Annotated in this window: 12 protein-coding genes and 1 pseudogene; 5 read left to right on the forward strand and 8 right to left on the reverse strand. The window is 39.7% G+C overall.

Going from position 1 to position 18,159, the window contains the following annotated elements:
• Positions 1–20: 20 nt before the first annotated feature.
• Positions 21–521, reverse strand: coding sequence for a crossover junction endodeoxyribonuclease RuvC (ruvC, locus tag CALSC_RS00720; protein WP_088239520.1), 501 nt, complete (start codon positions 519–521; stop codon positions 21–23).
• A 778-nt stretch (positions 522–1,299) separates the two neighbouring features.
• Here ruvC and CALSC_RS00725 point away from each other — a divergent pair.
• Together CALSC_RS00725 and tsaE are read left to right on the forward strand one after the other, a co-directional pair.
• Positions 1,300–2,691 (forward strand): gluconeogenesis factor YvcK family protein, encoded by a 1,392-nt coding sequence (locus CALSC_RS00725; protein ID WP_088239521.1) that lies wholly within the window; start codon positions 1,300–1,302, stop codon positions 2,689–2,691.
• 152 nt (positions 2,692–2,843) lie between these two features.
• Entirely contained in the window at positions 2,844–3,308 is a 465-nt protein-coding gene (gene tsaE, locus CALSC_RS00730; RefSeq protein ID WP_200817523.1) for a tRNA (adenosine(37)-N6)-threonylcarbamoyltransferase complex ATPase subunit type 1 TsaE, read from the forward strand.
• Positions 3,309–4,545: 1,237 nt separating this feature from the next.
• Here the strand turns inward: tsaE and argZ are convergent.
• Positions 4,546–6,657 (reverse strand): bifunctional arginine dihydrolase/ornithine cyclodeaminase, encoded by a 2,112-nt coding sequence (gene argZ, locus CALSC_RS00735; protein WP_088239522.1) that lies wholly within the window; start codon positions 6,655–6,657, stop codon positions 4,546–4,548.
• A 396-nt stretch (positions 6,658–7,053) separates the two neighbouring features.
• Positions 7,054–7,512: a hypothetical protein gene (locus CALSC_RS00740; RefSeq protein WP_088239523.1), complete on the reverse strand. Its 459-nt coding sequence runs from the start codon at positions 7,510–7,512 to the stop codon at positions 7,054–7,056.
• 371 nt (positions 7,513–7,883) lie between these two features.
• Between CALSC_RS00740 and CALSC_RS00745 the strand changes: the two genes are divergently transcribed.
• A complete protein-coding gene (locus CALSC_RS00745) occupies positions 7,884–9,683 on the forward strand; it encodes a serine/threonine-protein kinase (protein WP_088239524.1) in 1,800 nt (599 codons plus the stop codon).
• Between the two features lie 147 nt (positions 9,684–9,830).
• Here the strand turns inward: CALSC_RS00745 and CALSC_RS00750 are convergent, their stop codons facing one another.
• From CALSC_RS00750 to CALSC_RS26875, 3 genes are all read right to left on the reverse strand, one after another.
• The gene (locus tag CALSC_RS00750) at positions 9,831–10,052 is read right to left on the reverse strand and encodes a hypothetical protein (protein WP_088239525.1); all 222 of its coding nucleotides are present in this window, start codon (positions 10,050–10,052) and stop codon (positions 9,831–9,833) included.
• 109 nt (positions 10,053–10,161) lie between these two features.
• Complete coding sequence (locus tag CALSC_RS00755; RefSeq protein ID WP_088239526.1) at positions 10,162–10,827, reverse strand: TetR/AcrR family transcriptional regulator; 666 nt, start codon at positions 10,825–10,827, stop codon at positions 10,162–10,164.
• Positions 10,820–11,086 (reverse strand): hypothetical protein, encoded by a 267-nt coding sequence (locus CALSC_RS26875; RefSeq protein ID WP_088239527.1) that lies wholly within the window; start codon positions 11,084–11,086, stop codon positions 10,820–10,822. The genes CALSC_RS00755 and CALSC_RS26875 overlap by 8 nt, the downstream gene beginning before the upstream one ends.
• Positions 11,087–11,235: 149 nt before the next feature.
• On the opposite strand from CALSC_RS26875, the gene CALSC_RS00765 reads away from it, so the two are divergent.
• On the forward strand, positions 11,236–12,894 hold the full coding sequence (locus CALSC_RS00765; RefSeq protein WP_088239528.1) for a phytoene desaturase family protein: 1,659 nt from the start codon (positions 11,236–11,238) through the stop codon (positions 12,892–12,894).
• 135 nt (positions 12,895–13,029) lie between these two features.
• Here the strand turns inward: CALSC_RS00765 and CALSC_RS00770 are convergent, their stop codons facing one another.
• Positions 13,030–13,893 (reverse strand): DUF6671 family protein, encoded by an 864-nt coding sequence (locus tag CALSC_RS00770; protein ID WP_088239529.1) that lies wholly within the window; start codon positions 13,891–13,893, stop codon positions 13,030–13,032.
• Positions 13,894–14,146: 253 nt separating this feature from the next.
• Between CALSC_RS00770 and CALSC_RS00775 the strand changes: the two genes are divergently transcribed.
• Complete coding sequence (locus tag CALSC_RS00775) at positions 14,147–15,946, forward strand: M61 family metallopeptidase (protein ID WP_200817522.1); 1,800 nt, start codon at positions 14,147–14,149, stop codon at positions 15,944–15,946.
• 167 nt (positions 15,947–16,113) lie between these two features.
• On the opposite strand, the pseudogene CALSC_RS00780 reads toward CALSC_RS00775, so the two are convergent.
• Positions 16,114–18,159, reverse strand: a pseudogene (locus tag CALSC_RS00780) (putative bifunctional diguanylate cyclase/phosphodiesterase); the annotation flags it as partial.

An 18,159-nucleotide genomic window follows, 5' to 3' on the forward strand; every position in this document is an offset into this window, starting at 1 on the left:
AATAGTTGGCTTAAGTTAGCTTAAATTTGAAATAGTGCTGTTAATGCCACCGCTAAAGCATCCGCAGCATCATCAGGTTTAGGAATCTCATCCAAATTTAACTCCCTAGCTACAGCTTCCTGAACGTCGTATTTCTCAGCATTCCCATACCCCGTTAAAGCTTGTTTAATTTGTGCAGGGGTAAACTCTACATAGGGTAATTTGTGCTGTGCTAATACTAACATCAGCACCCCTCTAGCTTGGGCGACTAAAATAGTATTAGCCATGCGGTAAAAAAATAATTTCTCGATCGCCACTAAATCTGGTTTAATCTCTGTTAGCAGAGTGTGCAGATCGTCATGCAAAGTACATAGTCGCTGTCCCATTTCCTGTTTCGCAGGTGTACTAATGATCCCAAAATCAACCATATTTACGGTTGTCTGAGATGTTTGATGACAGTCAAGAGTATCACTTTTACTGACAATTGCTCCAAATCCTAAAATAGCTAGTCCTGGATCTAATCCTAAAATTAGCTTTTCCATGCAATGTTACTGTTCTGGGTCTGGAAACATTTCCAATTTTGGCACATTGGCAACTGATACCTACATTTCCAAGTCTAATGTAGGGGATAACTCAGGTTTAATTTAACGAGGGAGTAGGGAGTAGGGGCATGGGAGTAGGGATGCCCCATACTTAAAAGTAGGGGATTTAATGTTGACGTTTTATCTGTCGGGCTTGCGCCTCTCCACCCAAATTTTCTTAACTTTCCACGGATAAATCCGGGGGCTATGTCATACCGGACGCGCTATCTCCTTTCAGGAGACGCTTCGCTAACGCTAACAAACCATCCTGGAGTAGGGTATCTTCCCTCTGACCCTACTCCCTACTCCCTACTCCCTACTCCCTATTTTGGTGAAAATTCCTAATTTTTACACAATCCCAACAGATAAAACACGAAAGATTCATCTGCAACCCTCACCATCAATATTAATATCCAGTGGTCTGATAAAAAACTGTAAGTATGTTGTCCAAGCAGTTTAAAGATTTGAAATAAATCCTAGCTCTGAATCATAAAAGACAATTATAAAAACTAAGATATAAGGTGCGGGGTATAGTGTGGGATAAATAAATTTTTGCCAACACTTTTTTAATCAAGATTCCTTGTTTTAATTAAAAAATACTTGTATCAACTTTATACCAGTAAATATAATATGTAAAAAAATACTAATTTAAAGATTTAATACTTATGCTGTTTATTGAATATTCGGTTAATTTTCTGTTTTTGTTAATGATTGTTGTGAGTAGTGCTGGGAAATAGGTATGTCAATTGCTTTAATCAGACAAACCCTGAAAACTCTACATAAGCATTCCCGTGAGCGCAGTGGTCGCACATCTTATAGAGTCAATCAGTGGTTCAAATGGTTGTCTCCTGGATTATCAGTCAAACGCTGGCTGTTGATTAGTGTGGGAGGTGTAATCTTAGCGGTTCTGGGATTAGCGATTTGGATTAAGCTGACACCCATATTTTGGATGATTCAGTTACTGAGAGGTTTGTTAGGATTTATCACAAATTTGTTACCAAACTATATCAGTGGACCTTTGGTTTTAATATGTGGTTTGTTGTTACTACTGTGGGGACAAACTCGCACAGTCCATTCAATTACTCAAGTTATTCGACCAGAAGGTGATGAAGAAATAATTGATATGCTACTGGCTCATCGTCGGCTTTATCGAGGGCCAAAAATAGTGGTTATTGGCGGAGGAACTGGTCTTTCCACACTTTTGAGGGGATTAAAAAATTATAGTGCTAATATTACAGCTATTGTCACAGTGGCTGACGATGGAGGCTCCTCGGGACGTTTGCGACGAGAAATAGGAGTTTTACCCCCTGGAGATATCCGCAACTGTTTAGCAGCTATGGCTGATGAAGAAAAGTTATTAACAGAATTATTTCAATATCGCTTTAGTGCTGGAGATGGACTGACAGGTCACAGCTTTGGTAACTTATTCTTGACAGCCATGAGTGAAATAACTGGGGATTTAGAAAGAGCAGTTGCTGCTAGTTCTAAAGTATTAGCCATTAGAGGACAGGTATTACCAGCTACCCTCAGTGATGTGAGACTCTGGGCTGAATTAGCAGATGGTCGCCTAATTGAGGGAGAATCAAGCATTAGTGAAGCTGGAGGAAAGATTGTTACCATTGGTTGTACCCCTGCTCGTCCTCCAGCATTACCGGCTGCAATTAAAGCTCTCAATGAAGCAGATTGTATTATTATGGGGCCTGGAAGCCTATATACCAGTGTAATTCCTAATCTATTGGTACCAGAAATTGCCGATGCGATCGCCGCTTCTGTTGCTCCCCGCATTTATATTTGTAATATCATGACTCAGCCGGGAGAAACCCAAGGATATACTGTTAGCGATCACGTTAAAGCCATTGATAATGCTTGTGGTAGGTCTTTATTTACTTCTGTATTAGTCCAAAAGAAACAGCCCTCTGCTCGTGCTCATATCCGTTATTCTCAGGAAAACTCTCACCCCGTATTTTTTGACCGTAGTGAAATAAGTAAACTGGGACGACGTGCTGTAATCGCCAATGTCATGCATGAAGATGAAACAGGTTGTGTACGCCACGATCCCCAAAAATTAGCCAGCATTTTACTACAGTGGTATAGTGGTGTATCAAAAAAAAATATGAAAATCAAAAACTAAACCCAGTCCATGTTGAAACTTGGAGTTTCTGATTATTCGGATATGTAATTGCGACGTAAGGAAGCAATCCCAAATTCATGGGTCAAAAACTACGGTTATCAAAGTAGATGAGGTTTATTAGGGTTTTTGCAGAATGGGTAACTGTGCAATCAATGATCAAAATTTTGCTAGCCAATGCAGAAGCAATGCATCAGCTAGGAATCTACTTAGGTAAATCCCTTGATGCTCCGAGTATTCTATTGTTAGAAGGTGATTTAGGTGCTGGAAAAACGACCTTAGTACAAGGTATTGGTAAAGGTTTAGATATTACCGAACCAATAGTAAGTCCTACCTTCACCCTCATTAATGAATATACGGAAGGACGCATTCCTCTGTATCATTTAGATTTATATCGCCTTACCACCCCAGAAGTTGCCAACTTAAATTTAGACACTTATTGGGAAGGAATTGAGTTCACACCAGGAATTGTTGCTATTGAGTGGGCAGAGCGAATGCCCTACAAACCTGATAGATATATTAGCCTATACCTCACCCATACAGATGAGGATTCCCGGCAAATAGAAATTGTCCTATTCAACTGTACCTTACCCCAAACAATTTTAGATTTTTGCCAGTAGTCAGAATGCAGAAGCCCAGAAGATTGAATGGAGATTATCATGTTAATCTTCAAAATTTCAAATGCCTCTTGCAAAGGAGCTGCAATCACAAAATTATTCAACTCCTTGACAATGAATGAAACAAAGACATTTTCGTGGCCGTCTATAGCATTACTATATAAGGGTTATAAAATTTTTGAATTAAGATTACAGTCTCAAACTTAATCTGAATGTAGAAGTCTTATCTTCCACTGCCTCGTTCGTTATCTAGTAACATATTTGGTATCTCAAAAATTAATTTTTAACGGTTTTCAAAGATATTTTGCTGATTGAGTTTAATGAAGTATTGACATTTAGTTTTTTTCTTGTTACCACTATTATTACTTAAGTAATTTTGCAGATACTTGTATGAAAAATAGTAACTTCATCACTCCGGAATTCCTTTAATATACTGGATCTGTTTTGATGACTTACCTCCGGTTTCCATCTTGATAACTCCGGTTTTATTCTCTACGTTTAACTAAAGAACAAATCCGGATTTTTAGGTTTAGTAAGGCTACATAAAAACAAATTCAGTTAAATAATCGCAAAACAAGTTGAATGATCACTTGCTTTGGTATCATGCTGTTTAATTTGTTCTTAAGATTCATTATTCCCAAGTTGAGTCAATGATTTACATCTCAAAGGGATTAATTTTCTCAGATGAGAAAACTTAATTTAAATAAACTTTGTTAAATAGTTATACTAATATTTTGTTTGTAATAATTAGTTATAAACCGCATACACAAATACTAGATAAAAAGGTTATGGGAATTCATAAAATACGGTGTAAATAACTAATACCAAATTTGCAAATATTATTTGATATTTAGCACTACCCAATTACGGTCTGCTGAATAACTGAAAAATATTGATTTATCAATGCTTTGAGGTTATTTTATTGGGGAGGGGCGTGCAAGGAAGTTAGGATTTTAGGTTTAAAATCCTTGCATCTGTTATTTTTTCTGGTAAAAATAATAAAAATCAAGAAGCTGGAACTACTCCCCACTCCCTACTCCCTACCCTTACCAAAAGACTTTTATGCCTAACGGCACGCTCCGCGAACAGCAAGCCTCAATTAGATTAGCCCTTCGACTTTGCTCAGGGCTAACGGTGAGCGAAGTCAAAGGGCTAAGACATTGTTTAACTGTGAAATCTATCTACAACGCTGAGGGCTTATAGAGACATAAAAAGCTACATCTCTACATGGTATATTTCCTTAGCCTAATTGCTGAGTATACGGACTAGTCAACAGATTTAATTGCTGTATTAGCAAGCTGAGGAATAACCCCACATCAGTTACTACACCCATAGATTCTACAGAACCGCGATCGCTCAATTTTGTGACCACGGCTGGATTAATATCGACACAAACCATTTTCACACCTGCAGGAGTCATATTGCCCACACCAATGGAGTGGAGCATTGATGAGAGCATTAAAACCATCTCTACACCTTGAAGCTGTTGTGCATATTCTGCCTGTGCTTTAATTAGATCCATCTGAGTATCCGGTAAGGGTCCATCATCGCGAATGGAGCCAGCTAGAACAAAGGGAACGTTATTTTTCACACACTCATACATGACCCCACTCTTTATTGCCCCCGCTTCCACGGCTTTGGCAATATTACCGTAACGGCGTACAGTATTAATCACCTTCAGGTGGTGGCGGTGTCCGCCCATTACAGCTACACCTCGCTTCATATCCACACCCAAGGAAGTACCCATGAGGGATTGTTCCATGTCGTGAACTGCGATCGCATTACCTCCCAGTAATGTCTGTATGTATCCTTCCCTAATAAGTTGGGCTAGGTGTTGACCACCACCAGTATGAATAACTACTGGCCCAGCAGTGACAGCTACTTTACCACCAGCATCCCTAATTTTACGTAGTTCCCAGGCGACCTGCTCAACTATTAGCTCCACCCTGCGTTCGCTAGAAACACCGGCGGACATAAAGCTAAATTCTTGGGGATTGCGTTGTTCTCGGGATTCTGGTTTGCGAATGGTACGGATACCTTGTACATCGACTACTACTTTGTCTGCAACTGTTAAATCCCGCAGTAATTTACACTGAGCCAAAAGACCATTGGGAGTTTCGCTAATTGCAATCGCTCCATCCATGCGTTGTTTTTCTACCTTCACCCATGTGCCATTAATTCGTACTTCTGTAGGATAAATGGTAGAAACATAAAAATCATCGGGAGCAACCCCAGCTAGGGTTACAGGTAACAATTTAGCATCCCGCTCATCTTGGGGTAAATCTACAGCACCCAAATCAATTAACTGGGAGATAATTTCTTCCATCACTTCATGGGAAGGTGCAGAAACTTTCACCTCTGCGGAAGAAGTACTTTGACGTTGTTCTCCCAAATCAAAATTGAGGACTTGGAAACTACCACCATTATCAACAATTAAGTCTAGGGCACGGTTAATCAAACCTGCATCTAAGAGGTGACCTTTCATACAAATCACCCGACTTTCCACATACACATTACCATGAAGTTCTTCTCGAATTGGCTCCGTGGTTCTCAGGGTGAGACATTTTGCAGCTCCACCAGCTTTGAGAAATTCTGTCAGGGGAGTTTCGATTACTTGAAAACCAACATCTACTAGCTGTTTTTTCAGCTGTTCAGATATCTTATTCATGATGACGATGCGGTCTACATTGACTGCATTACAAGCAAAGTTAACTGCATCCGGTTCTGACACTACAATCCGCTTTTCTGGGGCGACTCGCATTTCGATTAAGCGGTTGGAGTAAGAGTCAAAAGCTGGTGGATAGTATAGTAAATAACCATTGGTGAGGGGACAAAAACAGGTATCTAGGTGATAAAAACGATCATCAGTGAGTCGCAAGGATAGCACTTCAACATCCAACCATTTAGCTAAATAGGGATGGGAATCTAGTTCTGAACGAAAACCATATCCAGCCCATAGCCACCGTCCTTCCCGATCTAAAAGTGCGTCTCCTGCACCTTCAAAGGGTAGTTCTGGGGGTAATACATGAACTGTATAACCATTTTCTGCAAACCATTGCTGGAAGTAAGGTTCTTCTCCCTGTCTTTCTTTGTGTAAAAAACGACTTAGTACTACGGTTTTACCCAATACCAATCCAGCATTGGCTGTAAATACCATATCAGGCCACCCTTTTTCTGGTGTTACTAAATCGACAATGGCGTGTTCTTTGATACTTTGGTGTAATTTATGCCACTGTTCCACAGCGCGATCGCGTGATGACTTATGTATATTCCCTTCCATCCAGGGATTAATTACATAGTCTACATCGTAGTGGTCTGGAGCACACATTAAAAAGCGAATCAGGGAAGTCATATATATCACAAGATTATAGATGCTACAAGCCTCTTTTATAGGAATACTTGCCAGTATATTTACGTAGAGGCTAGAAAGCTCTAGTATTTAATACTATTAGACGATACCAAGGCTTATTCACCTATTTTATTACTCCCAAGAGAGAAGAGGTTGATTTTTATACCATTTCTTTATGAGGCTGCGCTAAATAAATTTGCGAGGGAAGGTCTAATGCCAATTCTCCAAAATAAAGCTACACATGGACAGGAGAGGGGCAGGGAGCAGAGGGAGAATTATCTGTAGCCAGGATTTAGAGAAATGGTATAATGCAAATCCAAAGCAGATTATCCCTTTTGGCGCATCTTCACACAGAATTAGTATTAGTGCTAAGGATATGGGAAAAATAGAGAAGTTTATTCAAAAAAAGATAATATTAATCCAAATTGCAACTACAAGCAGGGCTGCTAATTGATAGTAGAGAGAACATACACGGTCAAGCTTCCGCAAAGCAGCCATTAAATGAGTCATATCGTTACCATCAGTATTGGCCACATTACCTAATTTAACAGCAGCCTGGGCGGTAGATTTACCAATAAAGATAATATATATAGATAGGACTAGAATACCAACAACAAACTTGACCATAGGTGCCAATTCTAGTTCTCTAGTACCCATAAATATGCCTAGGAACAATTGCCGTAAATTTCCTCCTTTTCCTTGAATAAACAAGAAAGCTATTCCAGATATTAAGGCAAATGTACCCATCGTAGTCCAAAAATAGGCAAAATTCCGCATTTTGATGGCTAATTTCCACAATAATTCGTTTTGAATTGAATCAAACTCATATTCTTGTGATTTCAATGGAAAAATTTTCATAAAAACCTCCTCAAGGCTGTAGGACTCCTTTGTGTTCGTTGAACATTGAAAGAAGGTATAAGCATCTATTCCACAAATTCCTAGATATTGTATCCGTAAAAATAACTATATTTTATGTATTGGATTATGTGAGGCTTATGCGATCGCGTCTTGCAGGGCAAGGGTTTGAACTATGTGTTTTGCATAATTTTCAAGAGTATGTATAATCTTTTTAAGAGATGCGTCGATTTAGAGACTGAAACCCTTACCAGGTAAAGGCTCCTCAGCGAACTCCCCACCGATTGGGTTAATTTGGATTAGTTGGGAACCATTTGTTAAACTAGTGCCACAGCAGCTAGTATAATTTGGTGAAAACATCCGTTTTTTTGTGAATGACAACAATCAAGCTGCTCAACAATCGCTATCAAGTAATTCAGGTATTAGGTAGTGGTGGTTTTGGTGAAACCTTTTTGGCGGAAGACACCCACATGCCTTCCCGTCGTCGTTGTGTCATTAAGCAACTCAAACCAGTCACCAACGATCCCCAAACCTACAAGATGATTCAGCAACGGTTTGAGAGGGAAGCAGCAACTTTAGAGTATTTGGGGGAAGGTAGCGATCGCATACCCAAACTTTACGCCTATTTCTCTGAAAATGGACAGTTTTATTTAGTCCAGGAATGGATTCAAGGTCAAACCCTGGCAGATATTATCCAATCCCAAGGGACTCTCAACGAAACTATAGTCTGGGAAATTATTGTGAATTTGTTATCGGTTTTGCATTATGTCCATAGCAAAGGCATTATTCACCGGGATATCAAACCTGATAACATCATCTTGCAAACATCCTCCCAACCCTGGGGGAAACCAATCCTCATCGATTTTGGAGCCGTTAAAGAAACAATTCGTTCTATAGTCAATTCCCCTGGTGTACCCACCTCTTCCCTAGTAATTGGCACACCAGGATATATGTCTAGGGAGCAATCCGTCGGACATCCAGTCTACGCTACCGACATTTACAGCTTAGGTTTGACAGCAGTGTTTTTATTGACTGGTAAACATCCCCAAGATTTCCCAGCCAATCCCCAAACTGGAGAAATTATTTGGCAAAATGATGCATCAGGAGTATCCCCCAATTTTGTCATGGTAATCGATCGCGCCATACAACCCAATGTTAGCGATCGCTATGGTACGGCAATGCAAATGTTATCAGCTTTACAATCATCTCCTAGTGCCATTCCATCACCCACTCCTTACCCCCCAACCCAAGCCACTATTTCCCTCTCTCCCCATAACCATGCAACTAACCGGGGAACTCAAGCTATACCCTCCTCCAAGAGAATAGCCACAATCCCCCCACAAAAGGATAGTCAAGATTGGCAAAAACCAGCTTTAATTATTGGTAGCTTGCTTGTTGGTGGCTTAATTGGCGCAGTCGCAATCACTACTATGAATCGTCAGCCCCAAGTTACAGAGTCCGCAACTAAAGCAACTACATCTACCCAAGAAAATACAGATACTAATCCCGTTACAGAATCCCCCATTCCCACTATTGAACCAGAAAGTATCCCCAACATCCCCAAATCAAGAGTTACTCCTACACCTTCTCCTACACCTTCTTTCCCTTCAGAGACATCCCCACCCCAACCAGAAACTATACTGGAAAATACTCAACCATCACCACCATTAGTTACATCTCCCACTACTCCACCCGTAGCTTCACCACCACCCCAAAAACAGAAAACACCTACCGTTGGGCAAGTACCAGCATTTCCCGCAGGTACAGCCAGAAAGGATGTAGAAGCAGTCCTTGGGAAGCCAAGGAGAGATTTAAGAGGTTTGTGGGGGAATACCCGTGCTGTCACTTATAAGGTAATTCCCAACCAAATCGATCTTGGTTATTTATTTGACCGTACATCGGGGGAACTTAAACAAACTGAAGCATCTTTTGCTCAATCCGTAGATCCCCAACTAATGCAAAATACCTTAAATGGAATGTTAGCAGGTAAAGCCACACCGGATATTCAGCAAGGATTGCAACAAATCCAGCAGCGTCAGTCTGATAATTTTTCATTTTCCCTTGGTACCTGGAAAGGTCAAATTATTAGACAAGATTGTGACTTTATTTACATTAGTATTTGGGATGCTGACTTACATGATTTTGTGAATCCTTCCCAAGCAAGAAAATGTTGAATCACCTGAGTTCGGGATAAGTTCAAATCCTGATTATATCGTTACCTGATTTTGACCTTCACAAACGTGTTTGCCTTATTTCAGACATTAATCAACATCTCAAAGTGAAATAAAGCTCCTTAACACAAACTGATACCATTTTGGATTTTAGATTTTGAGGACAGTGTGGTCTTGGGGAGCCAGCGTTGTAGTCGGGTTTCCCGTCGCAGACGACTGGCGTTGGTTTCCCTCATGAGCAACTGTCCGGGATTGTGAAAGGGCTACTGTATAAGCTTTTCTTGCTTTCCATCTGTCGCAATCATTTTTTAAATTGGTATGAGATAAATTAGGCAAAGCAACAACAATCAAACTACCAAAACCAACCTTCATTCTCTGAAGCGAACTCCTAAACTCTGAGAGCTTTTTATTTATTGTCAAAAGCACCGGAGAAAATAATATGTTTTTAAACATTTGGGATGCTCCCGTGAAATTGATTAATTTATTTCTTGGAATTTCCTAATCCTTCTATTAAGGTTCGAGTTACAAAACTGGAGATGGATTCAACATCTTCAGCTTTTACTAATGAAAGTTGATTATCAATTAATAACATTGCTAATCCATGTACCAATGACCAAGCAACCCATGCTAGTTGTCTTGACTCTCCAGATTTAATCAAGCCTTGGGACTGACCTTCTATAATCACGTTTTCCAGTACCATAAATGCTTGCTGGCTGGCTTCCTCAAGGGATGAATATTGCGTTTTTTCGCTGCTATATGTGCTAAACATAACTCGGTAGTGGGCAGGATGAGCGATCGCATATTTAATATAAGCTACGCCAGTAGTCTCTAATTGTTGTAATGGCTGGTTTTCTAACCCCCCGATTGCTGCTGTTAAGTCTTGAGTTAACTCTAACAATCCTTCTTCTGCTACCACTGCTAATAGAGCTTCCTTGTCTGGAAAATGACGATAGGGAGCTGCATGGGAAACGCCAATATAACGAGCTAATCCTCGCAAGGATAAGCTACTGACATCTTGTTGATTAATTAAGGCAATCGCTCCTGCAATCAATGCCTGTCTTAAATCTCCATGGTGATAGGTGGCTTTGCTTTTGACAACTCCCTGTCCTGAAGGAGTGGGGATTCTTGGTTCGTTGGGACTACCCATGTAGCTTTCCCTCTCCAAAATTCACTGCGATGTGCCCCACCACTGCATATCCAAATTGCTGTACCACCTGGGCAGCTGCAACATCTCGATTGGCTTCATAACCGCATTCAGAGCATTTGTAAATATTAAGCCACTGGTCGAAAGTCTGGCGTTGCCCATCGGCAGGTATGAGCTTGTATTCGTAGGTTAGATTCAACATACAAACATTATAGGGGCAGGGAGCAGGGAGCAAGGGGAGAATTAAATTATCTGTAGCCATGATTTAGAGAAATGGTATTACACCCAGTTTTTCAGTCATCTAAACCTTTACGTTTCTTAACACCAGAGTTGACAATGTAAATATACGGAGATACATTGATGTTGTCGCTGTAAACATATGATATTCCCTTTGAGTAGGAGGAAGCAATCATGAAAACTACACATACTGCTAGGGATTATGATTTGATTTTGATTGGTTCTGGGATGGGTGCATTAACTGTTGCGAGTTTAATGGCACAGCTGCGTGGTAAGCGAATCTTGGTATTAGAGCGTCATTTTCGTGCGGGGGGATTTACCCACGCTTTCAGTCGGAAAAATTTCCATTGGGATGTAGGGGTTCATTACATTGGGCAGATGGGTGAAGGGGGTTCCATCCGTAGCCTTTTTGATTTGATTACTGGTAAAGGCGTGCAATGGTCAAAAATGCCAGAACCTTTTGAAAAGTTTGTTTACCCTAATTTAAAGTTTGATTTATATGGTGATAAGAAACGGTTTATTGCTGATTTAGTGCAGCTGTTTCCGGCAGAGGAAAAAGCAATTCGGCAATACTTTCAGGATATTTCCAAAGCTTCCACTGCCTTGTTTTTCCATACCATGCGGCAAAATGGTACTCCTGTGTTTAAGTTAGTGGGGTGGTTAGGAAAATTCTGGAATTCCATCAGTCTAGATCTAACAACCAAAGAATATTTAGATAGTCATTTTCAAAATCCTCAACTGAAAGCACTGCTAGTATCTCAGTGGGGAACCTACGGCTTACCACCAGCTCAGAGTCCCTTTGTCATGCACGCCACCATTGTTAATCATTATTTGCAAGGTGGTTACTATCCTGTGGGTGGTGCGGGAAACATTGCTGACAGCGTGCAATCCATTGTGGAAAGCAAAGGTGGTAAATTTTTAATTAATCGGGAAGCTACAGAAATTTTACGCGATCGCGGTGAAGTTGCAGGGGTGAGAGTGCGGAAAGTTAATACCCCTAACAAGGATGAGTTTGAAGAATATTATGCCCCTGTGGTGGTTTCCAATGTGGGAGCAGCCAATACTTATTTGAAACTGATTCCCCCCGACTACCCGATTCCCTTCCGCCAATCTCTAGCTGAATTTGTCCGTCAGCATCCTCCAGCTACCAATGTTATGGTGTATTTGGGTTTAAAGGATGACCCCAGAAAACTAGGATTTCACGGGGAGAACCATTGGATATACGAACAATTTGACCATGATGCTATCTATGAACAAAGAAGCAGTTGGATTAAAAATGGTCAACCAGTACAGGCTTATATTTCCTTCCCATCCTTAAAAGATCCCCAAGCCAAGACTCACACAGCAGAAATCCTCACCTTTGCGGATTATGATACCTTTATTTCCTGGCAGAATCAGCAATGGCGGCATCGAGATACAGAATACAAAGCCCTAAAACAACATATTAGTCAGACATTAATTGACCTCGTAAATAAACATTATCCTGGTTTTGCCGACATTGTGGACTATGTAGAAGTATCAACGCCACTCACCAATGAATATTTTACCGCCCATCCCCAGGGAGGCATTTATGGATTGTCATTTAAGTCAGAACGTTTCCAACCAGAGAACTTGCCTTGGACTAAAGTAAAAACACCATTGCCGGGTTTGTACTTAACAGGTGTAGATATTTATATGGGTGGCATTGTCCCTGCTGTTATGAGTGGGGTAATGACAACCAGTAATTTACCCGATGGGATTTCTATACCTCAAGCTTTTGCAATGGCAGCAAAGGCAAATAGGGGAGCAGGGGAGCAGGGAAATATAAAGATGAAGTCAATTGTAGAAAGTTAGATAATTTATTTTTTGGAGTTTCCTCAATCAACCAACCATTTTGACTTTTGACTTCCGTGCAGGGGCACTAGTCTCGCCAAAGATAATCCGTTATCCATGTGTCGCATTCTTTTTTTAAATTGGTATTAGGATGAATCACGGATTACAGTACATACATTGTGCTGGTTCAGCAAACTCCTTACCGTTGGGAAATAATTTTTCTTGAGTAAAACCACATTTTTGACATTGATATACTACAGTCTTAGTTAAGGCAGTTGGCATATGACAAAGTTCGCATGGCAATCCTGCAACTATACGAGTAATATCAAAGCCTGGTGTTGAACATTTGGGGCAACGACTATTAATTTTTTTGACCAAATTATAGGTTGCTTTGGCAATATTTGTCATCCGGGTTGGATTATACATTGCCCGCATATCAGTTTCTAAATAAGCTTTCCCTGTAGATGACTTTTCCAATACCAAATTTACAGCTTCTACAAGTTTTTCTTCTGTAATAATTCCTTTAATTATATTATTACTATCCTTTGGTAATTCCTCACACATCACAACCAAACCATGTTCTGGAAAACCAACTTTATCCGCAAACTCTAATGCTTGTTCCACATTCTGAACCATAAGATGATTATGATTAGTTGCTGTAGACAATTCTTGACCAATAATTTCGATATCTTGTTCTTTATCTATAAAAATGACAATTTCTCTATTACTCGTAATATAAGGCAAACTGGGATGGGGCCCGAAACTACCTTCACTAGCAATCGCAACACTCTCACCTGTAATATCTAGGGCTTTTTCTGCTTTTAATCTAGCTGCTTCGATTTGATTTCCTGGTCTTTTAATTTCCCTAGTAAAAGTACCAAATATATCTGTATTAAAACCTGGTGGCACCATAACTTTCAGACCTAATTCATTGTCCAAAATTGGAGCAATTACCTGATCCTTTTGATGCATGGTAGCCAGAATCGCAACTCGATTAATAAATAATGCTTCCCTTCCCATTGTTTGCCTTTAATTTTGAATCTGATTGTCAGCCAGACAGAAATATTAAGTCCCTTACTTCTGACTCTGGTTTTTCTGTACCTCTGCTGTTAATTAAGACTATTATCCAGTAGTAAACAATATTTTGTCACAGTTGGCAAAATATATAAACAACGCAAGAAACAAACATATTTTTATCATTTAGTTAAAAGCCTTGCTATATCATGGTTATAAAATATGTTAATTAGGAGATCAATCCAAAATCTAAAATTGTATGACTGAAGCAACAGTATCCCATTCTGCTCCTCTCCTGGAAGAATCTCTACCCAAGATTCATTATCAGGTAGCTATGCCTCAACCAGCAACCCACCTATTTAAAGTGACGTTGCATATCCAAAATGTCTCATCACCAATTCTGGATTTAAAATTACCAGTGTGGACACCCGGCTCTTACCTAGTCCGGGAATATGCTAAATACTTGCAGGATTTTACTGTCGCTTCTGTCAATCAGCCTTTATCTTGGAGCAAAATTAGTAAAAATCACTGGCAAGTAAGTACAGAAAATGTTGCAGAAGTTACTGTTGAATATAGTATTTTCGCCAATGAGCTATCTGTACGTACAAATCACTTAGATAGTTCCCATGGTTATTTCAACGGTGCAGCTTTATTCCTGAGAGTTATAGATGAGGAAAAGCAACCAATGCAGGTGACTATTATCCCACCTAATGACCAATGGCAAATTACAACAGCTTTACCCACAATCCCAGGCAAAAGTCATACCTTCCTGGCAGCAAATTTTGATACCTTGGTTGATAGTCCCTTTGAAATTGGCACTCACCAGCTACATCATTTTCAGGTGATGGGTAAGCCCCATGAATTGGCAATTTGGGGAGAGGGTAATTTTCAGGTGAAGCAGATGATTGCTGATATTACCAAAATTATCCAAGTAGAGGCAAAAATGTTTGCAGGTTTGCCCTATGATAAATATCTATTTATCTTGCACCTATTTTCTCAAGCTTATGGTGGGTTAGAACATAAGAATAGTTGTTCGTTAATATATCAGAGATTTGGATTCCGCGATCGCCAAAAATACGAACGCTTCATGCAGTTGGTAGCCCATGAATTTTTTCATCTGTGGAATGTCAAACGGATTCGACCCCAAGAATTGTCAGTATTTGACTATGACCAAGAAAACTATACCCCTTGTCTGTGGTTTTGTGAAGGTACAACCAGCTACTATGATCTGCTAATTCCCTTCAGAGCTGGAATTTATGATACCCAGTCATTTTTGCAGAATTGGAGCAAGGAAATTACTAGATTCTTGAATACACCAGGAAGAAAAGTCCAGCCATTGACAGAATCTAGTTTTGATGCATGGATTAAATTATATCGTCCCCATGCCCACAGCCCTAATTATCAGATTTCCTACTATTTAAAAGGGGAAATGATATCACTATTATTGGATTTATTAATTCGTTCTCAGCACCAAAATCAACGTTCCTTAGATGATGTCATGGTACAGATGTGGGAGCAATTTGGTAAATCCGAAGTTGGTTATACTTCCGCACAACTCAAGGAAGTGATTGAGTCGGTAGCTGGTAAAGATTTAACTGATTTTTACCAAAAATATATTACAGGTACACAAGAGTTACCTTTCAATGAATATTTAGAACCTTTTGGTTTGCAACTAGTCGCAGATACAGAAAAAGTACCCTTTTTCGGAATTAGAGTAAGTAGAGAATCTGGACGGGAAGTGATTAAGTTTGTGGAAGTAGATTCCCCAGCACATTCAGCAGGAATTGATGCAGGAGATGAACTACTGGCAATTGATGGCTTAAGAGTTAGTGAAAATCAACTTAGCGATCGCCTCCAAGACTACCAACCCCAAGATACCATCCAAGTAACATTTTTTCACCACGACCAACTATGTTCCGTACCTGTCACCTTGGATAAACCACATCCTCATAAATATCAGGTAGTACCCATAACAAACCACTCTGAGATTCAAAAACAGAATTTTTCCGCCTGGTTAGGTACTTCCTTGACAGATATAGCGCTAGACGCAAGTAATTAATAAGTAATCAGTAATCAGTAATAAGTTTACTGTTCACGGGTTTGGTGCTTCAACAATGTCCTAACCTATACTAAAGAGTAAAATTTTGACTTGCACTTAGTGCCATATTATCAGGAGATGAGGAGATTATGAGCAATACCCATGATTTCATCATCTCACTTCTTCATCTAAAATATTGAACCTTTAGAATGGAGTATATCTGTTGCTTGTTGGGAAGAAAGGGGTCGATAAAATAGAAAACCTTGTACATTCTCACATTTAATAGATTTCAAAAACTCCAGTTCTTCTTCCTTTTCCACTCCTTCAGCAGTTAGCTTCAAACCTAAATTTTGTCCCAAGGTTACAATTGCCTTGACAATATGCAACATTTTTGCGTCAGTTGTTAACTCTTTAATAAAAGAACGATCTATTTTCAGATTGTGAAGTGGTAACATCTGCAAACGGGATAGGGAAGAATAGCCAGTACCAAAATCATCAATCGAAAGATGAATACCCATTTTTTGCAATTCTTGCAACTTAGTTTTAGTAAAAGATAGATCCTCTATAGCAGTGGTTTCCGTAATTTCTAGTTCTAAATATTGCGCTTCTAAACCAGTCTCCTGCAAAATATTAGCCACAATTTCCACCAAATTGGGTTGACGGAACTGCTTAAGAGCAAGATTGACAGCCATCGTTAGGGGAGGTAATCCAGCATCCTGCCATATTTTAGTTTGTTTACAAGCTGACCGTAAAACCCATTCGCCAATGGGTATAATTAATCCATTTTACTCTGCAATGGGAATAAAAGTACTGGGAGATATCAGTCCCATATCCGGATGTTGCCAACGTAACAGTGCTTCCATCCCCGTAATCTGACTCGTGGTGATGTCAATGCGAGGTTGATAATACACCACTAATTCATTTCGTTCTAAAGCATGACGTAAACACTTTTCTAAATTGAGTAATTCTGGATTTTTGCTACTCAATGAAGTAGTGTAAAACTGATAGTTATTCCTTCCCTGTTCCTTGGCATAATACAAAGCCGCATCTGCATGTTGAATGAGAGTTTCATCATCTGGGCTATACTCATCTAAAAGAGCAATACCTAAACTGGCACTGATAAAAAGCTCATTTCCGTCAAGATGAAAGACCTTTTCTAAGGATTCTAGGACTCTTCCAGCTACATTTACCACCTCATCAATATATTGGATGCGAGGTAATAGGATTGTAAATTCATCACCACCCCAACGGGCAACAATATCTCCAGCTCTGAGAGATTCTCTTAATCTATAGGCAACATCTTGTAGTAATTTGTCTCCCAATGTATGCCCTAAAGTGTCATTGATAATCTTAAATCTGTCTAGATCGAGGAACATCACAGCTAAACTTTCTTCATTTCGAGATGCATTGGCAAGAGATTGAGTGAGCTGTTGATTAAATAGTGAACGATTGGGCAACCCTGTAAGGTTATCATGGAGAGCTTGGTGACGAATGATTTCCTCCACTTTTTGGCGTTGCCAAAAATTACTAATATTGGCAGCCATTGTCACTAAAGCTGATTCTTCCTGCTTAGTCCATTGCCGCTGCTTGACACAATCGGCTAAACCCACATAACCCCATAATTGATTTTCTAACCGTAAAGGTACTATAATGAAGGATTGGACATCATCCTTAATTAAAAATTCTTGTTCTCCAGGAGTAAATTCTGGTGTAACACCGCTAATAGAATTGCCTTCGGATAGTATGGAGTACCAACGAGATAATCCACAAAGATCATAAGCTTGATTCTGCCAATGAGTACGGGAAACTGTCATCTCAGGTGAACTCGTCCATTCATATCTCAAGCTAATAGCCATGTCTCCTGTCGTTGAATGGAGATGGTTCTCAAATAGATATACCCGATCTGCATTGGCTGCTTCACCAAGTATGGCTAGAGCTTGATTTATGGCTGTTTCATAATTCATTTCCGCCAATAAATAATTAGCAGCATCAGCAACCGCTTTTAAAAGGCGATCCCGTTGGCGTATTGCTGCTTCAGCTCGTTTTTTATCAGTAATATCACTAGTAATAAAAGTTCTAATTAAATCGCTTTCAGGAATATAATGAACGGACTGTTCAAAAAATTCTTGTTCTACCTCCACCTCCCGCATAAAAGAACTTCCCTGGCAATCCTGTACCGCAGAAGAGAGCCCTGTTAATATCGGATGTTGGGGACCTTTTTTTCTTAAATTGGG

The sequence above is a fragment of the Calothrix rhizosoleniae SC01 genome (genome assembly GCF_900185595.1).
Classification (GTDB): Bacteria; Cyanobacteriota; Cyanobacteriia; order Cyanobacteriales; family Nostocaceae; genus Calothrix_A; species Calothrix_A rhizosoleniae.